Below are 16,575 nucleotides of genomic sequence, written 5' to 3'. Positions count from 1 at the left end.
GCTGTGCGCACCCTGCTGTGAACTGAAAAGGTAGAGATGGCAATGTGTGGTTTGGTAGGGATTTTTGATTTAAATGGACCTGGGGTTGTCGACCGTGATTTGTTGTCACGGATGAATGAAACCCAGTTTCATCGCGGCCCTGATGAGGGTGGTTTACATACTGAGCCTGGTGTTGGGCTTGGTCATCGTCGCTTATCGATCATCGATCTTTCCACCGGTCAGCAGCCGTTATTCAACGAAGATAACTCCGTCGTAGTTGTATTCAACGGTGAAATATACAACTTTCAGGAAGTTGCCAAAGAACTGGAGCAGTGCGGACATCGTTTTCGTACCCACTCCGATACCGAAGTTATCGTCCACGGTTGGGAAGAGTGGGGAGAGGCCTGTGTTCAACGCTTCAATGGCATGTTTGCGTTCGCCATTTGGGATCGCAACCAGCAGACATTGTTTCTGGCGCGTGATCGTCTTGGCGTCAAACCCTTATATTACGCAGTCACACGTAATAATCGACTCATCTTTGGTTCAGAATTGAAATCCTTGCTCGCTGATCCCGGTTTGCCACGGGTCACCGATCTGCGTGCAGTCGAAGAATATTTCGCCTACGGTTATGTGCCCGAACCAAAAACCATTTTACAGCATGCGTTCAAGATGTCTCCGGGGCATACATTAACGGTAAAACGTGGTAAGCCATTGCCCGCGCCGAAACAATATTTGGACATTTCTTTTTCGCAAATCAGTATCAGTCAGCAAGACGCAGAAGTCGAATTGATTGATCGTATTCGAGAAGCAGTGCGTATCCGGCTTGTTTCAGAAGTGCCGCTCGGTGCTTTTTTGTCCGGAGGGGTCGACTCCAGCGCGGTAGTAGCAATGATGGCTGGTTTGTCAAAAGAGCCGGTTAATACCTGCACGATTGCTTTTAAAGATCCAAAATTTAATGAAGCGGAATTCGCCGCGCAGGTGGCACAACGTTATCACACCAATCACTCCGTCGATTATGTCGATCCTGATGATTTTAGTCTGATTGATAAACTGGCGGCGCTCTATGATGAGCCATACGCAGATAGTTCTGCGTTGCCCACCTATCGTGTCTGTGAGCTGGCGCGAAAACGAGTAACAGTTGCCCTATCCGGTGATGGTGGCGATGAAAATCTGGCAGGCTATCGCCGTTATCGCTGGCATCTCTATGAGTCCCAGCTGCGCTCTTTTATGCCGCTAGGCTTGCGTAAACCCTTGTTTGGAATGCTTGGCAGCATCTACCCCAAGGCGGATTGGGCACCCAAAGTTTTTCGTGCCAAGACCACCTTTGAGGCGCTGGCCCGCGATGATGTCGAAGGATATTTTCACGGCGTGTCAGTGATGAGTGATGCTATGCGTCAACGTTTATTCAGCCAGAAATTTAGAAGCGAACTTCAGGGTTACCAAGCCATTGAAGTGATGTATGCGCATTCGCATAATGCACCCGAACATCCGTTGTCTCGTGTCCAGTATCTGGATATGAAGACTTATCTGGTTGGCGATATTCTCACCAAGGTCGATCGAGCCAGCATGGCCCATGCCCTGGAGGTGCGTGAACCCTTGCTGGATTACAAATTGATGGAATGGATTTCCAGCTTGCCGCCGGAATATAAGCTTAAAGGGCGTGAAGGTAAATACATCTTCAAGAAAGCGCTGGAACCACATTTGCCGCACGATATTATGTATCGGCCCAAGATGGGATTCTCAGTACCCTTGGCTGCCTGGTTTCGCGGGCCGCTGAAACATCAGATTCGGGATGCAGTGCTAGGATCAACACTGTCGGATATAGGATATTTTAATCGAAATTATCTCCAGGAATTGGTGGATAACCATCAGTCAGGACGGCGCGATTATAGTGCGACGTTGTGGACAGTGTTGATGTTTGAGTCATATATGCGAATGTATGGGAATGTTGCCTAATACGTACTGGCGTGGAGATTAACGTGAAAAATGTAACATTAATATGCGGTCTGCCTCGTTCCGGGACAACATGGTTGGGGAAGATATTTGATAGTCATCCTTGGACATACTACCTGCACGAACCAGATAGCGTAGTAGCCATGCGCGACATCCCTAGAGTTGTCGCGCCACGAAGCAATGCGGAATACCGTTCGCGACTTACCGATTATTTTTCGCAGTATCTGTCAATGAATGTACCCAAGGTTAGGGGTAAGCGACCATTGTTTCCAAAATCCTATCTCTCGCACATGGGGAGTGGATGTTATCGTTTGAGCGTGATCGCAGCCACTATGTTTGCGCGTTATGGTCTACGGGTGCCAGTGTATACGCCGGTGCCAGAATCAGATGCCGAAAATGTTCGCTATGTATGGAAATCTGTTGAGGCAGCCGGGCGTTTGCCGGTGATTGTAGCTGCATTTCCGGAAATGCGAGTGATATATGAAGTGCGACACCCTTGTGGTTATATCTCATCAATAGTTCGAGGTATACGTCAAGGGCGTTTTGCAAGAGGGTTCAATCCTGCGGAAGATTATGATTTGTTTCGGTTGCTTCTCGCGTCTCCATTGGCCTTACAGCGCGGCGTTACCGAGGAGTTTCTGAAATCCGTTTCTGAGCTAGAGCGTATTGCCTGGCAGTGGTGTCTGATCAATGATTTTATTCTTCACTACGTCGACAATGCAAGTAACTGCATGGTTGTACGTTATGAAGATATATGTGTTTCACCTGTTGAGACGGTGAGAAAATTATTCGATTTTGCGAAACTTGAGTGGTCAACACAAGTCAACGATTTTATCCATCATAGCTCCGCCGGGGGTAAAGATCAGTACTACGGAGTATTTCGTGATCCCAAGGCCGCCATGAACAAATGGACAAAAGATTTGACTCAGGAGGAAATTGAGTTAATTGTTAAAGTGGTCTCTGGAAGCAGGAGTGGATTGCTTTATGGATGCAAGTAAATTTATTTCTTATTGGATCGATATGACATGAGCAGTCCACAGTTTTATCAGAAGGTCGAAACAATATAGTCGTATGCTTAAGGTTTTTCTCACCATAGATGTCGAGCTGTGGCCAAGGAATTGGGATCTGGGCGCCGATGCATTTCAGGAGGCCTGGCGCCGATATATCCAGGGCGCAACGCGGCGTGGTGACTATGGCGTCCCCTTCCAATTGGAAGTTCTCCGCCAGCATCAGCTACAGGCGGTCTTTTTGGTAGAGGGTCTGTTCGCCTGGCAGTATGGCGTAGGGCCGCTGCGAGATATTGTCGGCATGATACAAAATGCGGGACAGGAAGTGCAGTTGCACTTGCATCCAGAATGGGTACATAAATCCAGGAACCCCATTCTGCCGGGACGACACGGAATGAACATGCGAGATTATAGTGAGGATGAGCAAGATTATCTGCTCTCGCTTGGGCTTGGGTATATGCGCGAGGCTGGTGCCAACGAAATATGCGCCTTCCGGGCGGGCAGTTACGGTGCGGATCGTGCGACGTTGCGGGCGCTAGCTAAACATGGAATTCGTTACGACACTAGCTATAGTGCACCTTATCTGGCAACTACCTGTGGCCTGTCTTCTGACACGCTATTAGTGCAGCCTCGGCAGATGGAGGGGGTATGGGAATTCCCGGTAAACTGCTTTGAGGAGTTTCCCAGGCGATTGCGGCATATGCAATTGGGTGCATGTTCATTAAGTGAGCTGATACACTTGCTACTTCAGGCCTGGCGTAAGGGTTGGCATGCGGTGACTATTGTATCGCATGGGCATGAACTCCTGAATGGAGCCAGAACGGAATATGATCCAATCGTGGTGCGGCGGTTTGAAGGGTTGTGCCGATTCCTGACCGAGCATCGTGACAAATTTGAAACTGCGGGCTTCTCTACCTTGCAGTCCAGCGAAATTGTGCTGACAGATGAAAGTCAGCCTTTGACCTCGAATCCATGGCGTACGGCTTGGCGCTATGGCGAGCAATTCGCCATGCGATTGCGGTAGCCCAGAAACCCGAAGGCAAGAATAATCATGCGTATCCTCCATATCTTGGACCACTCCATCCCTCTGCATAGTGGTTATACTTTCCGTAGCCGCGCCATTCTTGAACGGCAGCGGGCGCTTGGCTGGGAGACCTTTCACATTACCAGTATCAAGCATAAAAAACCCAAGGCGCTGGAGGAAACGGTTGATGGCTTACATTTTTACCGTACTCCACAACCGCGGGGGTTGATGGTGCACCTGCCGCTATTGGGCCAATGGAGTGTTGTGACCTCACTAGAACGACGTCTGGCAGACATTATCCCCAGGATAAAGCCTGATGTCATTCATGCTCATTCGCCGGCGTTAAATGGATTGGCGGCCGTACGTGTTGGACAGCGCTTCAACATCCCGGTGGTATATGAGATTCGTGCCTTTTGGGAGGATGCCGCTGTTGATCATGGCACGGCGAAAGAATGGGGTTTTCGTTATCGCTTGACGCGTGCTCTGGAAACGCACGTGGTTCGCCGCGCGGATGCCGTGACCACGATTTGTGAAGGGTTGCGGGGCGATCTTATTGATCGAGGCGTACCTCAAAGCAAGATTACTGTAATTCCCAACGCTGTTGACGCAGGGAAATTTCAATTCGGTGGAGCGCGCGACACTACTCTTGCTGATCACTTAGGGCTGACGGATAAGCATGTCCTGGGATTCATCGGATCGTTTTACGCCTATGAAGGCTTGTCTTTGTTGCTGGAGGCAATGCCAGACATCTGTCAGGTATTGCCGGACACTTGTTTGATGCTCGTTGGTGGTGGGCCGCAGGATGAAAACCTAAAACAACAGGTTCTGCAGTTGGGGCTACAGGATAAGGTGTTATTTGTTGGGCGCATTCCACATGATCAAGTTCAGGCCTATTACAATTTGGTAGATATTTTTGTTTATCCTCGCCTGCCGATGCGTTTGACTAATCTCGTGACCCCCTTAAAACCACTGGAGGCAATGGCACAGGGGAGTTTGATCGTTGCATCGGACGTCGGTGGGCACAAGGAACTGATCCAAGATGGGATCACAGGTAGATTATTTAAGGCGGGGGACAAAGAATCATTGGCGCAGACGGTCATTGCATTCCTTAATGATTCAGCAAGCTGGGCTGCTTATCGCCAGGCAGGACGGCGTTATGTGGAGGCTGAGCGTAATTGGTCAGTAAGTGTCAGCCGATATGCGCCGGTGTATGAGCAACTATGTGCTCTACGAGGTGGGTCGTGAAGACACAATCCGATCTCCCCAGGTTAGTCGTATTTACAACATTATTTCCGCACCCAGGGCAGCCGCAGGCAGGGATATTTATCCGCGAGCGCATGTTCCGTGTTGGAAAGAAATTGCCTTTGGTTGTTGTGGCTCCGGTGCCATGGTTTCCTTTGCAAGGTTTAATACGTATGTGGCGTCCGCACTTTCGCCCGTCGGCACCCGCCCGGGAAGAACAGCAGGGATTTGAAGTACTGCATCCCCGATTTTTATCCGTGCCAGGCTATGCTAAATCTCTTGACGGTATCTTTTTGGCGCTGTCGACATTTTGGACAATACGACGCTTAAAACATCGTTTCAGGTTCGATGTGATCGACGCCCACTTTGGTTACCCGGACGGTTACGCCGCGACACTGCTGGGGCGTTGGTTAAATGTACCTGTGACTATTACTTTGCGCGGCACAGAACCTAGACACGTACAAGACCGCATATTGCGGCCAAAGCTCGCCAAAGCACTACAACGGGCGGCGCGGGTATTTTCTGTTTCAGATTCCCTGTGCCAGTTAGCAATGACTTTGGGGGTGGATCAGGACAAGACCAGAGTAGTTGGCAATGGTGTGGACACGGAAAAATTCCGGCCTTTTCCAAGAGATGAGGCGCGTAGCCGTTTTAATATTCCCATTGATGCAAAGGTCCTGATCACGGTGGGAGGTTTGTGTGAGCGTAAAGGATTTCATCGGGTGATTGAATGTTTGCCTGAACTCATGAAGACGCATCAGAATCTTTATTATCTGATTGTCGGTGGAGCGAGCGCGGAAGGTGACTTTACTGAACGTCTTAAAGCGCAGGTTCAAACCATTGGATTGACCGATCGAGTATGTTTTCTTGGCACGATGGCGCCCGAGAAACTTAAACTACCCCTCTCAGCGGCCGATGTCTTTGTATTGGCAACTCGCAATGAGGGATGGGCGAACGTGTTATTAGAGGCTATGGCATGCGGTTTGCCGGTTGTGACCACAGATGTTGGAGGGAACGCAGAGGTTGTGTGTAATAGCGAGTTCGGAGTAATTGTTCCGTTTGGTGATCAGCAAGCATTGACCCAGGCCATCGGGGAGGCTTTGGTAAAGGCTTGGAATCGCCAAGGCATTATTGCCTATGCTGAAGCCAATAATTGGGAGCAGCGTGTCGAAGTCTTGTGTCAAAACTTCATGGAATTGAGTGTGGAAGCGAGTTGATCAATAACTATGGCGGATTATTACACACACTTGGTTTCGCGGTTCATCTTTCCTTTGCAAGAGCATCTCAAGGGGCATTCGACCATGCGGGTCATGCGTGAGATGGAGCAGAGCCAGTGGTGGTCGCGTCAACAATTGGAATCCTACCAGGTTCAGAGGTTGCAGGAATTGCTGCGTGAGGCCGGCCGGCATGTGTCTTACTACAGGAATTTGTTTCGAGATATTGGGTTTAACCCCGATAAGATCGCTTCCGTGTCCGATTTGGGGGGCTTGCCTTTTTTGACCAAGGAAATCATCCGCGCGAATCTGGAGCGCTTAAAGGCAGATCATGCAATTGGACTAGCCAGATTCAATACCGGCGGATCAAGCGGTCAGCCGTTGATCTTTTTTATCGGTAACCAACGGGTAAGTCATGACGTCGCAGCCAAGTGGCGGGCGACCCGATGGTGGGGTGTCGATATCGGCGATCCGGAGATTGTTGTCTGGGGTTCGCCAATCGAGCTTGGTGCACAGGATCGTGTACGAGTGTGGCGCGACAAAATCATGCGAACTCGTTTGTTGCCGGCGTTTGAGATGTCGGAGTCCAGGCTGGACGAGTTTATTGCAATCATCCGCGAGCGGCGTCCTAGAATGCTGTTTGGATATCCGTCTTCTCTTGCCCATATTGCCCGTCATGCCAAGAGGCGTCGCGTCCAGTTAAATGACCTGGGTATCAAGGTCGCCTTTGTCACGTCCGAACGGCTATACGATGATCAGCGCCAAATCATTGAACAAGTATTCGGTTGCCCGGCGGCCAACGGTTATGGCGGGCGAGATGCCGGATTTATCGCTCATCAATGCTCTCATGGGGGAATGCATATCACGGCGGAAGATATCATTGTCGAGATAGTAGATATGCAAGGTCGCGTATTACCACCAGGCCAGGCCGGGGAGGTTGTAATAACGCATCTGGCTACGGGAGATTTCCCGTTTATCCGATACCGCACGGGCGATATTGCAGAGTTGGATGACAGGCAATGTGCCTGTGGCCGCGGGCTTCCCATGCTCAAGGAAATTCAGGGGCGTACTACCGATTTTATCATGGCCCGTGATGGAACTGTAATGCATGGGTTGGCGCTGATTTATGTGGTAAGAGATATTCCCGGTATTGAGACGTTTAAAATTGTTCAGGAGAGCCTGGAGTATTGCCATGTCTACGTGACGGTCAATGGAGAGTTTCTGCAGGGAAGATTAGAAGATATTCGTCGCGGCTTCGCGGCACGCCTCGGTGATGGAGTGCGGGTAGATATTGATATTGTTGATTCAATTCCAAAGGAAGCTTCAGGAAAGTTTCGTTATGTGGTTAGCAAACTTGTCGTTTAAAGAGTTCGGCGGACATGCGTGATTTGGCTGTCACACTGATTGTAATCGGTTCCATACCCTATATCTTGATGCGGCCATATGTCGGCATTTTGATGATGGCTTGGCTTGGTTATATGAATCCTCATCGGCTTAGCTGGGGATTCGCTACTGATATGCCATTTGTATTTATTATGGCTATTGTTACTATGATAGGAATGGTCTTCTCAAAGGAGAAGATAGGAAAGCTACCTATTAAAGCTGAGACAATATTATTGTTTTTATTTCTGGCATGGATGGGAATAACAACCATCTTCGCACTTGAGCCGTCACTAGCGAAGCCTCAATATGAGAAGGTCATTAAGATTCAGGTTATTACCATTCTTACGATGTTGCTGATTACTGACAAAAAGCGTGTACTCCTTTTAATCTGGGTGATTGTTATGTCGCTTGGATTTTATGGCTTCAAGGGAGGTATTTTTACAATTACCTCAGGCGGTGGATTTCATGTAATGGGACCATTGGGCACTTTTATTGGTGGCAACAATGAAATAGGGCTTGCTTTGGTGATGACCTTGCCGCTCATGTACTACTTGCTGCAGCAGCAATCTAAAAAGATTATAAAACTTGGCATGATGGCGTTAATGTTCCTGACCGCAGTGGCGATATTGGGAACTCAGTCACGGGGAGCGCTGGTTGGTATTGTAATGATGGGCGCGTATTTGGTCTTGAAAAGCAAACGCAAATTCACATTTTTGATTGTACTTGCGGCAGTGATTCCGATAATCCTGACCTTTATGCCTCAATCCTGGTGGGATCGTATGCATACAATCAAGGCTTATGAGCAGGATGAATCGGCGTTGGGGCGGATTAACGCCTGGAATTTTGCCATGAATCTTGCTTCAGCTAGGCCGTTAGGTGGCGGGTATGAGGTGTTCAAGCAACCATGGTTTAGTATGTATGCTCCGGACCCGGACGTGGTTCATGATGCACACAGTATTTACTTTGAGGTATTAGGGGAGCATGGATTTGTGGGGCTGGCACTGTTTCTAGCGCTGTTGCTGACGACGTGGTTTTCCGGACGCAAAATAATTCGAACCTGCAGAGGGAAGGAAGACTTGTTGTGGGCTGAGAATTTGGCGCGGATGCTTCAGGTAAGTCTTGCTGGGTATATGGTTTGTGGCGCTTTTCTCGGGTTAGCTTATTTCGACTACGTGTATCATATTGTGGCCATTATGGTGCTCCTGAAAGTAATTGTCTTGGGGCAAGCCGACGACAATTCGCCGCTAAAACGTGCTGGAAGATTAGCTGCCAAATAGCAGGTAACAAATGTCATGAATATTCACTGAGTTAAGGAGTGTTGTTCCAGCCACTGTTCCAACATAACAATGACCCAAATCATCACACCATAGTAGGCAGCATGCTCGGATTGTTGAGCGCTGACAAGATGATCGATATACCTGCGTTGCAGGATGCGGCGCTGTTTCATGCGATCGAGAGAATCGCGGGCTAATTGATTAAGGTGTGTGTCATTTGCCATCCAAATTCCGAAGGGGAGCCCAAAACCGTGTTTCTTCTTGCCAATCGTGTGAGGCGGAAGGAAGCCGGCGAGTGATCGCTTATAGAAATCGCGTAGCGAGTGGTTTCTGATCAAAAGCGTAGAGGGGATGGTGGTCGAGAAGGCAATAAGATCGTCGTCGAGCATAGGGTAGCGTACTTCGATACCGGCAAGGTTGCAGGCGCGGCTTACTTTTCTCAAGTCATTATCGGCAAGTGTAAATTTCCAATCCAAGAAAAGCATACGTTGTAAGGTGTCGGCATGATTCGGCAAACGGAATTCAGCGCGTTGGGTGTCATCAGGCAGGACAGTGTTCACTCGGGCGATAAACTCCGGATCGAAAATGTCGGAGCTTGGAGTGCGACGCAGAAAGTTGTAGCTATTTAACCTGTCAGGCAAAGGGATCGCTGCTTGGCGTACATAACTGCGTGCTTTGTGGATCAGCGAGAAAGATTCACCGAGAGTGTTGGAAAGCAAGGTATTTCGTAGCAGTGCCTGTATGGGGCGAGGAGCTTTCTCATAATAGGAAAAAACCTGCTGAGTTACATAACGCTCATTGCCAGCGAAGATTTCATCGCCGCCATCGCCAGCCATTAAGATTGTACTGCCATTGTCACGCGCTAGTCGGGCGCAGAAATAAGAGGGGACTGCAGAGGCATTACCAAAAGGCTCATCATATCCTTTGGCAATAATCCCGATCGCATCGGCAACGTCTTTTGGGGTGACATAGTATTCGCACAAGGGACTGTTGTAATGTTTGGCGCTGAGGCGTGCGAATGGGATTTCGTCGTAACCCTCGGCCTTAAAACCAATGGTATATGCATTAACTGGTGAATTAGAGCGCTTGGCGAGCAGCCCCACCACTGTGCTGCTATCAAGCCCACCACTTAGAAAAGCGCCTGTCGTCGCAGAATGAGTGGAGTCAAATTGTTGGTCAATTGCCTCCTCAAGATGTGACATTAACTCGGAAGATAGTTTTTCAGCCGGTGTCGATGATAATTGGAACGTAGGGGTCCAGTATCGTTTGATAGTAAGCCGCCCGGTCTCGTAAATCGCACAATGGGCAGGAGGGAGCTTGGATACTCCCTGAAAAATGGTTTCCGGACTGGGGACCATATGAAAATAAAGATAGTCATGAATTGCCTGAGCAGAGAGAGAACGGTCTATCCCCGGGAAGGCAGTAACGGCAAGCGCGTTGCTGCCGAAGGCGAAACCTGTCTTTGTCAATCCGTAAGCGAGTGGCCGGATACCCATCCTATCGATCGCGAGGAAGGCGTGCCGGTGTTCCGGTATCAGGATCGCGAGGGCGTAGCTGCCCCGCAAGTACTTCAAAATCTCATATCCTGCGGTAGTGTAGGCTTGGGCCAGCCCCGCGGCGATATTCGGATTCCCCTTTAGCTCGCTGGGCGCGTCACGACTCCAGCGTGGCCGACCTTCATAGGCGACGAGTGTACCGTTCAACTGGAAGGCTCCGCCGGCATGAAATTGAGTCTGAATAGCGGAGGCGACGCCAGCGAGTGGAGTAGAGATATACGAGGGATCAGGTGTGGGCGTCGAACCCTGGGCCGCTAACATGGCTCGCAAGACGGTGTTCCCCCGCTCCCAGAGCGAGGCGTCGATATATCCTGATATAGTAGACATAACCTATAAAAAATTTAGTATAATCAAAACATTATGCACTAATGGCGGGTTTGTTGCACGTTGTAGAAGCATGCACAACGCGTATCAGCCCATATTATGCTAAAAAATCGATTCCGACGTCATTGAATCGATAGGCCACAATTATAGGGTTTCAGAGGAAAACAGTTGCTGGCTATCCGATGGCAGCAGCCTATGAAGTGATGAATTTGAGTGAGTCATTAATAAAGGTTAACAAGACCTTACGTTATCATCAGCAGCGGCTAATGCGCGAACTTCGTGCTGGTATGTGGCAGCTGTATCCCGCACGCGCGGATCGACCAATATTCGTTGTGGGATGTAGCCGAGCAGGGACCACCCTGGTCTACAAAACATTTTCCGCATCTCGGGAATTAGGTACGCTCAACCGAGAGACCCATGATTTCTGGATAGGCATGCATCCTCTAGCGCAAAGGGGGTGGCTGACGCACGCATTGGGTGTCAGCGATGCGGCTCCGAAGGATCGGGACCAGGCGACTCGTTATTTTTATGCTTGGACCGGTAAGCGGCGCTGGGTCGACAAGAACAATCAAAATGGATTGTGTGTACCCTATCTCCATGCCTTGTTTCCGGATGCCTATTTTGTGTATGTGAAGCGCGGTCCGGGTGACAATATCAATTCCCTGATCGAGGGTTGGGGAAAGGAAGGCAAGTTTTCGACATGGTCGGCTGCTCTGCCAGTGAAAGTGGCTATCGAGAACGGACAATATACTCGCTGGTGTTTTTTCCTGTCTGAGGGATGGCAACAGTACGTACAGGCGTCCATAGAGGAAGTGGCGGCTTTTCAGTATCGTGCAGTGAATCACGCCATTCTGGCAGCGAAAGCAGAAGTGCCGCCGAATCAGTGGGTGGAAATCTTCTATGAGGATTTGGTGCGTGACCCGGTTGCGGGGTTTCGTAATATTTTTGAGTCTTGTGGTTTGTCATTTGATGCTGAGATAGAAACTCATTGCCGTAATGTGCTTGATACCCCCTATGACGCTTTTGGTGAGATAAAACTCGATAAATGGCGGGAGGGGAGAAACAGTGATCGAATAAAACATGTACTGCCTCTCGTGGCCAATACGGCGACGGCAATGGGATATCCAGTGGTGTAAATGTCAATGACGGCCGCATTGATCGCTGTTGTGGGTATCTGGTTGGTTCTGATGTTGGCCTACTGTTCGCGGTTATATCGTTGCTGGCGAGAGCCCGTTGTGCATAATCCGGTTCTTATTTTCGAAAGCGATGATTGGGGCGCTGGCCCATTGGAACAAGCAGAAGCACTGGCTAACTTGCGATCCGTGTTAGTCAAATATAAGGACCAACAGGGTGAGCATCCGATCATGACTTTGGGGGTGGTGCTTGCGATTGCCGATACAGAGAGGATCCGCTCGGAAAATTGTAATGACTACCATGCGATGCTATTGACGCATCCAAAGTTCTCGACAGTTCACGAACAAATCCGTCTTGGAGTCGAGGAAGGTGTTTTTGATATTCAGCTTCACGGACGCGAGCACTATTGGCCATCAACTTTGATGCGGGCCGCTGAGTCGACGCCGTCAGTACGGTCGTGGTTGATGAGCGATGATTTGCCATATACTGAGGATTTACCGTCACCGTTACAAACACGCTGGACAGACGCCGCATTTTTACCTTCTCGTTTTCATTCTCCAGCCGAGACCGAATTAGCTGTGAATGAAGAAGCTGAATTATTTAAGGAATGTTTTTCTGCATTGCCAAAAGTTGCAGTAGCAACGACCTTTGTTTGGAATCGGGATGTAGAACAGGCATGGGCCAGGCATGGTGTTGAGGTAATTGTAACGCCGGGGGTACGATATACTTTGCGCGATGAGCGAGGGCAGCCAAGCGGTGTGGATAAGTGGATTTGTAATGCCGATAAAAGCGATGCTGGTCAGACATATCTGGTGCGAGATATTTACTTTGAGCCAATGAGGGGCCATTCACCCGGCAGGTTAGTGGAGGATGTGAAGAAAAATTCGATTTTAGGTAGGGCGAGTCTTGTTGAAATACACCGAATCAATTTTATTCGTGACAGTCAGATAGCGATTTCGAGCTTAAAAGCGATCGATGACGGGCTGGAAGCGATACTGAAAAACTTTCCAACGATCCGTTTTATGACGACCTATGACCTGGCTAAGGCGCTAGCCTCAGGACGAGAAGACGTCGTCGAGCATTGTTTTATCATTAGATTTCGGGTTTGGCTAAGAAGGGTCAGTGAGATTAACGAGTTTTACGGCTATGCCAAGTGGACTGGATTGATGCTCGTATTCTGGGTGATGATGAAATTGCTGGGTGATGAATGGCGCCTAAGTTCTCGGTGATAATTCCGGTTTATAACGGCGAGAGCACAATTAAGCGGGCTGTCGAGTCTGTTCTCGCGCAAACCTGGCCTGCCCATGAGATCATCGTCGTGGATGATGGTTCTACCGATTCAACCCCCAGTATCGTCACTGCCTTCGGAAGAGGCATACGTTATTTCCGTCAGGATAACGCGGGGGTGTCGGCGGCCAGGAATTGCGGTTCACAGCAAGCGACCGGAGATTGGCTGGCATTTTTAGATTCAGATGATTGGTATTATCCTGATCGACTGCGGTTGCACGCGGAGTGGATTATGAGTGATCCTGATCTGGATTTTCTCACTGGGGACTATGATTATGTCCGGCCGGACGGTAGTCGGATTTCAGGTTCGATGGAAAAGCATGCGTCGGGCCGAGCAATGCTTATAAAGGCCGCCGGAAGTGACAACGTGGTGATGGTTGAGGAAGAGCTTGGCATCTTTATTGAAGAACACTTTGGTGATACTCATACGTTATCAGTGCCACGACAGCGATTCTTATCTCTTGGAGGTTATCCAACCGGCTATCGCGTGTGTGAGGATGTGTTTTTCTTGACCAAGGTGTGTGCAGTGAGCAAACGAGTTGGTGTGATTTGCCGGCCATTGGCCGCCTATCTTATTCATGGCAGTAGCGCGACACGCCGCGATCCGGTGCAAGCCCAACTCGATAATGTGCGTACCTTGGTAGCGCTTATCACGGCCGCAGCGGATTATCCCCCGGCAATTCGTCACGGTGTCTATGCGCGACTCAGGAATGCCCGCCAAGATTTGGGGGCAGCGCTTTCGCGGGCAGGGCACCGTTGGTCAGCGATAAAAGCAGTCATGCCGACATTGTGGGAGAATTCAGTGATGGCTGGTTTACGTGACGTTATTTCGATGGTCAGAGGATGAATAAGAAAACGCCTTTATTGGTCATTACCGAGTTATTTCTGCCGACCAAGGGAGGGACGGCGGTCTGGTTCGCCGAGGTATATCGCAGGCTGGGAGGTAAAGAAATTCACATCGTGACTGCCGATGTGCCAGGGGCGGCGGAGGTTGATGCTGTACACCCGAATACCATTCATCGATTGAACCTAAATCGCGTTCCCTGGCTTAAACCGGAATCGTTGGTGATGTACTGGCGGCTTTTTGCCCGAGCGCTGCGGTTGACGCTACAAAACCGCTTCAAGGGTGTACACGCGGGGCGAGTGTTGCCTGAAGGATTTGTCGCCTGGTTAGTCGCACGCATTGCGCGCATCCCCGTGGTGATTTATGCCCATGGCGAGGAAATCACCCGTTGGCGGCAGCCTCGTAAGTTCAGGGCGATGTGTTTTACCTATCGTCACGCCGACCATGTGGTTGCGAATAGTGATTTTACCCGTAACGAGTTGGTGAAGCTGGGCGTAGACCCCGCACGCATCGTGCTCATTTCACCCGGTGCAGACACGGATCGTTTTCGCCCTCGTCTGCCGTGCGACGATCTTCGCGCGAGTTTAAATCTAAAAGAGGGTCAGAAATTGATCCTGTCCGTGGGGCGTCTGAATCGTCGCAAGGGTTTTGATCAAGTGATCAAAGCGTTGCCTAAGCTTCTGGCTCGCGGTGTAGATATTCATTACGCGATTGTCGGTATTGGTGAAGATCATGCCTATTTGCAGAAGCTTGCTGCGGAGAACGGTGTGGCGGAGCGGGTACATTTACTGGGGCATGTTCCCATGGAAGACCTTCCTCGCTGGTATAATGCTGCTGATATTTTCGCGATGCCGAATCGTGAAATCGACGGTGATATCGAGGGATTCGGTATGGTATTTTTGGAGGCAGCAGCGTGTAGAAAGCCGGTCCTGGCCGGGATTTCCGGTGGTACTGGCGCAGCGGTTGAACACGGTGTAACAGGATTAAGGATAGAAGGAAATTCGACGGATGATGTGGCCGAAGGCCTGGCCAAAATACTTGGCGATGATGAGTATGCAATGAAGTTGGGGCAGAATGGGTATGAGCGCGCGCACCAACAATTTTCCTGGGAAGCTATCGCCACAAAGACCAAGGCTTTGATTGGAAATATATAGGATTAGTGTTGCGCGATTATACATGAGTCCTCAGCCTGTTGTTGTTAGGTGACAACATTTAAACGCAACACAGGGTTATCATAGTGCTCAGCTTGAAGACACTGAATTTAAGGCGTTCTGGTGCTGAAACAGGGAGGCCAGCTTATGTCACACCGCATTTTTGCATTATCTGTTTTGTTATTGGTTCATATGTCCGCTTTTGGTGCGCAGGCGTTTACTGTCACTCGGGAAGAGTTGGCGATGATGCCGCCGTATTGCACTGCATTTTATGGGAAAGAGGTAGGCCTTCCTGAATCGGTGACCGCACCTTTGAACAGTACTATTCCCGCTGGATGCCCTTCTCTTCACCACTACTGCGATGGCCTCAAGGCCATGATTCGTGTTGATAGAAATAGGACCGAAAGTGGATTTTGGCTGGAGGCATCTGTGCGAGCATTTCAATCAGTGCTCCAGGGAGACTGGTGGGCGAGCTGCCCGTTAAGACCCGAGGCATATGTGAACATAGGGAAGGCTCAGTTGCTTCAAAGTAGGCGGACGGGGGGATCATCTGGTGAAGCGGTTACGAATTTGATGAAAGCCCTCGAGCTGAAACCCGATTATGTTCCCGCCTATTATGCGCTTGGCGACTTTTATTCAGATATGGGAGACCAAAAGAAGGCGCTCAGTGTGGTGGAGGATGGCCTCAGGTATTCGCCCAAGTCGAAGGGGCTTCTCCGTCGTTTCAAAGCGCTGGGGGGCACGGTCCCGCCAACTCCAAATGTTGTTACCGGGGCGTCGGGCTCACCAGACGTGATCGAGGATACTCCAACGGAGCAACAACCTTCAGCGGCGGAAGACGCCGTTCCTCCGCCGGCTGTAAGTGCGGTTTCCGAGATGCCGGATAGTTCCTCAGAATCACCGACCTCTCCCAAGATTGGCAGCCCATCCAACCCATGGTGCCGGTTCTGTCCAGCGGAGTAATCGTCGTAGTTGATCGGGCCTGTCGTGGCCGCGATTGTGGCGTGCCCATCACTCCCAGGTCTTGCATTCCAGTCGCGGCTCATCCATATTTTATTTATTCATGATGCCCTGTGGTTGTTTCCGCGACGGCGTAGATCTTAAATAAAGCGGTTGCCCCCTCATTTTTAATGGCGGGAACTGCATAAAGAATGGGCTAATTGATCTATGTTAGGCTGTGGAGGTGTTAGGCTGTGCAGGCCG

The 16,575-nt window shown here is 50.0% G+C and carries 13 protein-coding genes; 12 read left to right on the top strand and 1 reads right to left on the bottom strand.

The annotated features are described in order from the left end of the window. Positions 1-42: 42 nt before the first annotated feature. The 7 genes from HY272_05825 to HY272_05795 all read left to right on the top strand — a co-directional run bounded on the left by HY272_05825 (position 43) and on the right by HY272_05795 (position 9,079). On the top strand, positions 43-1,935 hold the full coding sequence (locus tag HY272_05825; protein MBI3772198.1) for an amidotransferase 1, exosortase A system-associated: 1,893 nt from the start codon (positions 43-45) through the stop codon (positions 1,933-1,935). Positions 1,936-1,958: 23 nt separating this feature from the next. Beyond that, positions 1,959-2,930, top strand: coding sequence for a sulfotransferase (locus HY272_05820; GenBank protein MBI3772197.1), 972 nt, complete (start codon positions 1,959-1,961; stop codon positions 2,928-2,930). Positions 2,931-3,003: 73 nt separating this feature from the next. Further along, positions 3,004-3,963, top strand: coding sequence for a polysaccharide deacetylase (locus HY272_05815; protein ID MBI3772196.1), 960 nt, complete (start codon positions 3,004-3,006; stop codon positions 3,961-3,963). 27 nt (positions 3,964-3,990) lie between these two features. Continuing rightward, positions 3,991-5,208, top strand: a complete 1,218-nt coding sequence (locus HY272_05810) for a glycosyltransferase, exosortase A system-associated (GenBank protein ID MBI3772195.1) — start codon at positions 3,991-3,993, stop codon at positions 5,206-5,208. Further along, positions 5,184-6,422 carry a glycosyltransferase gene (locus tag HY272_05805; protein MBI3772194.1) on the top strand — a complete coding sequence of 413 codons (1,239 nt, stop codon included), beginning with the start codon at positions 5,184-5,186 and terminating at the stop codon, positions 6,420-6,422. The genes HY272_05810 and HY272_05805 overlap by 25 nt, the downstream gene beginning before the upstream one ends. Before the next feature lie 9 nt (positions 6,423-6,431). Continuing rightward, positions 6,432-7,784: a phenylacetate--CoA ligase family protein gene (locus tag HY272_05800; GenBank protein ID MBI3772193.1), complete on the top strand. Its 1,353-nt coding sequence runs from the start codon at positions 6,432-6,434 to the stop codon at positions 7,782-7,784. A gap of 14 nt (positions 7,785-7,798) precedes the next feature. Then, a complete protein-coding gene (locus HY272_05795; protein MBI3772192.1) occupies positions 7,799-9,079 on the top strand; it encodes a putative O-glycosylation ligase, exosortase A system-associated in 1,281 nt (426 codons plus the stop codon). A gap of 23 nt (positions 9,080-9,102) precedes the next feature. Here the strand turns inward: HY272_05795 and HY272_05790 are convergent, their stop codons facing one another. After that, positions 9,103-10,779 (bottom strand): asparagine synthase, encoded by a 1,677-nt coding sequence (locus HY272_05790; GenBank protein ID MBI3772191.1) that lies wholly within the window; start codon positions 10,777-10,779, stop codon positions 9,103-9,105. Between the two features lie 380 nt (positions 10,780-11,159). Here HY272_05790 and HY272_05785 point away from each other — a divergent pair, with 380 nt between their 5' ends. The 5 genes from HY272_05785 to HY272_05765 all read left to right on the top strand — a co-directional run bounded on the left by HY272_05785 (position 11,160) and on the right by HY272_05765 (position 16,335). Next, positions 11,160-12,092: a sulfotransferase gene (locus tag HY272_05785; protein MBI3772190.1), complete on the top strand. Its 933-nt coding sequence runs from the start codon at positions 11,160-11,162 to the stop codon at positions 12,090-12,092. A 6-nt stretch (positions 12,093-12,098) separates the two neighbouring features. Then, positions 12,099-13,319, top strand: coding sequence for a hypothetical protein (locus HY272_05780; GenBank protein MBI3772189.1), 1,221 nt, complete (start codon positions 12,099-12,101; stop codon positions 13,317-13,319). Further along, positions 13,298-14,224, top strand: coding sequence for a glycosyltransferase (locus HY272_05775; protein ID MBI3772188.1), 927 nt, complete (start codon positions 13,298-13,300; stop codon positions 14,222-14,224). The genes HY272_05780 and HY272_05775 overlap by 22 nt, the downstream gene beginning before the upstream one ends. Continuing rightward, positions 14,221-15,375: a glycosyltransferase family 4 protein gene (locus HY272_05770; GenBank protein ID MBI3772187.1), complete on the top strand. Its 1,155-nt coding sequence runs from the start codon at positions 14,221-14,223 to the stop codon at positions 15,373-15,375. Before HY272_05775 ends, HY272_05770 begins: the two co-directional genes overlap by 4 nt. 144 nt (positions 15,376-15,519) lie before the next feature. Next, complete coding sequence (locus HY272_05765; GenBank protein MBI3772186.1) at positions 15,520-16,335, top strand: tetratricopeptide repeat protein; 816 nt, start codon at positions 15,520-15,522, stop codon at positions 16,333-16,335. Positions 16,336-16,575: the final 240 nt, after the last annotated feature.

It is taken from the genome of Gammaproteobacteria bacterium, assembly GCA_016200485.1.
Classification (GTDB): domain Bacteria; phylum Pseudomonadota; class Gammaproteobacteria; order Tenderiales; family Tenderiaceae; genus JACQEP01.
Note: the sequence above shows the minus strand (reverse complement) of the source record. Positions and strands in the feature narration are given on the sequence as shown.

What these genes read in the sequence shown, in the direction of transcription:
- HY272_05815 (MBI3772196.1), top strand. Translation starts at nt 3,004, where the DNA reads ATGCTTAAGGTTTTTCTCACCATAGATGTCGAGCTGTGGCCAAGGAAT.
- HY272_05810 (MBI3772195.1), top strand. Translation starts at nt 3,991, where the DNA reads ATGCGTATCCTCCATATCTTGGACCACTCCATCCCTCTGCATAGTGGT.
- HY272_05800 (MBI3772193.1), top strand. Translation starts at nt 6,432, where the DNA reads ATGGCGGATTATTACACACACTTGGTTTCGCGGTTCATCTTTCCTTTG.
- HY272_05765 (MBI3772186.1), top strand. Translation starts at nt 15,520, where the DNA reads ATGTCACACCGCATTTTTGCATTATCTGTTTTGTTATTGGTTCATATG.
- HY272_05825 (MBI3772198.1), top strand. Translation starts at nt 43, where the DNA reads ATGTGTGGTTTGGTAGGGATTTTTGATTTAAATGGACCTGGGGTTGTC.
- HY272_05780 (MBI3772189.1), top strand. Translation starts at nt 12,099, where the DNA reads ATGACGGCCGCATTGATCGCTGTTGTGGGTATCTGGTTGGTTCTGATG.
- HY272_05770 (MBI3772187.1), top strand. Translation starts at nt 14,221, where the DNA reads ATGAATAAGAAAACGCCTTTATTGGTCATTACCGAGTTATTTCTGCCG.
- HY272_05795 (MBI3772192.1), top strand. Translation starts at nt 7,799, where the DNA reads ATGCGTGATTTGGCTGTCACACTGATTGTAATCGGTTCCATACCCTAT.
- HY272_05785 (MBI3772190.1), top strand. Translation starts at nt 11,160, where the DNA reads ATGAATTTGAGTGAGTCATTAATAAAGGTTAACAAGACCTTACGTTAT.
- HY272_05775 (MBI3772188.1), top strand. Translation starts at nt 13,298, where the DNA reads ATGGCGCCTAAGTTCTCGGTGATAATTCCGGTTTATAACGGCGAGAGC.
- HY272_05805 (MBI3772194.1), top strand. Translation starts at nt 5,184, where the DNA reads ATGTGCTCTACGAGGTGGGTCGTGAAGACACAATCCGATCTCCCCAGG.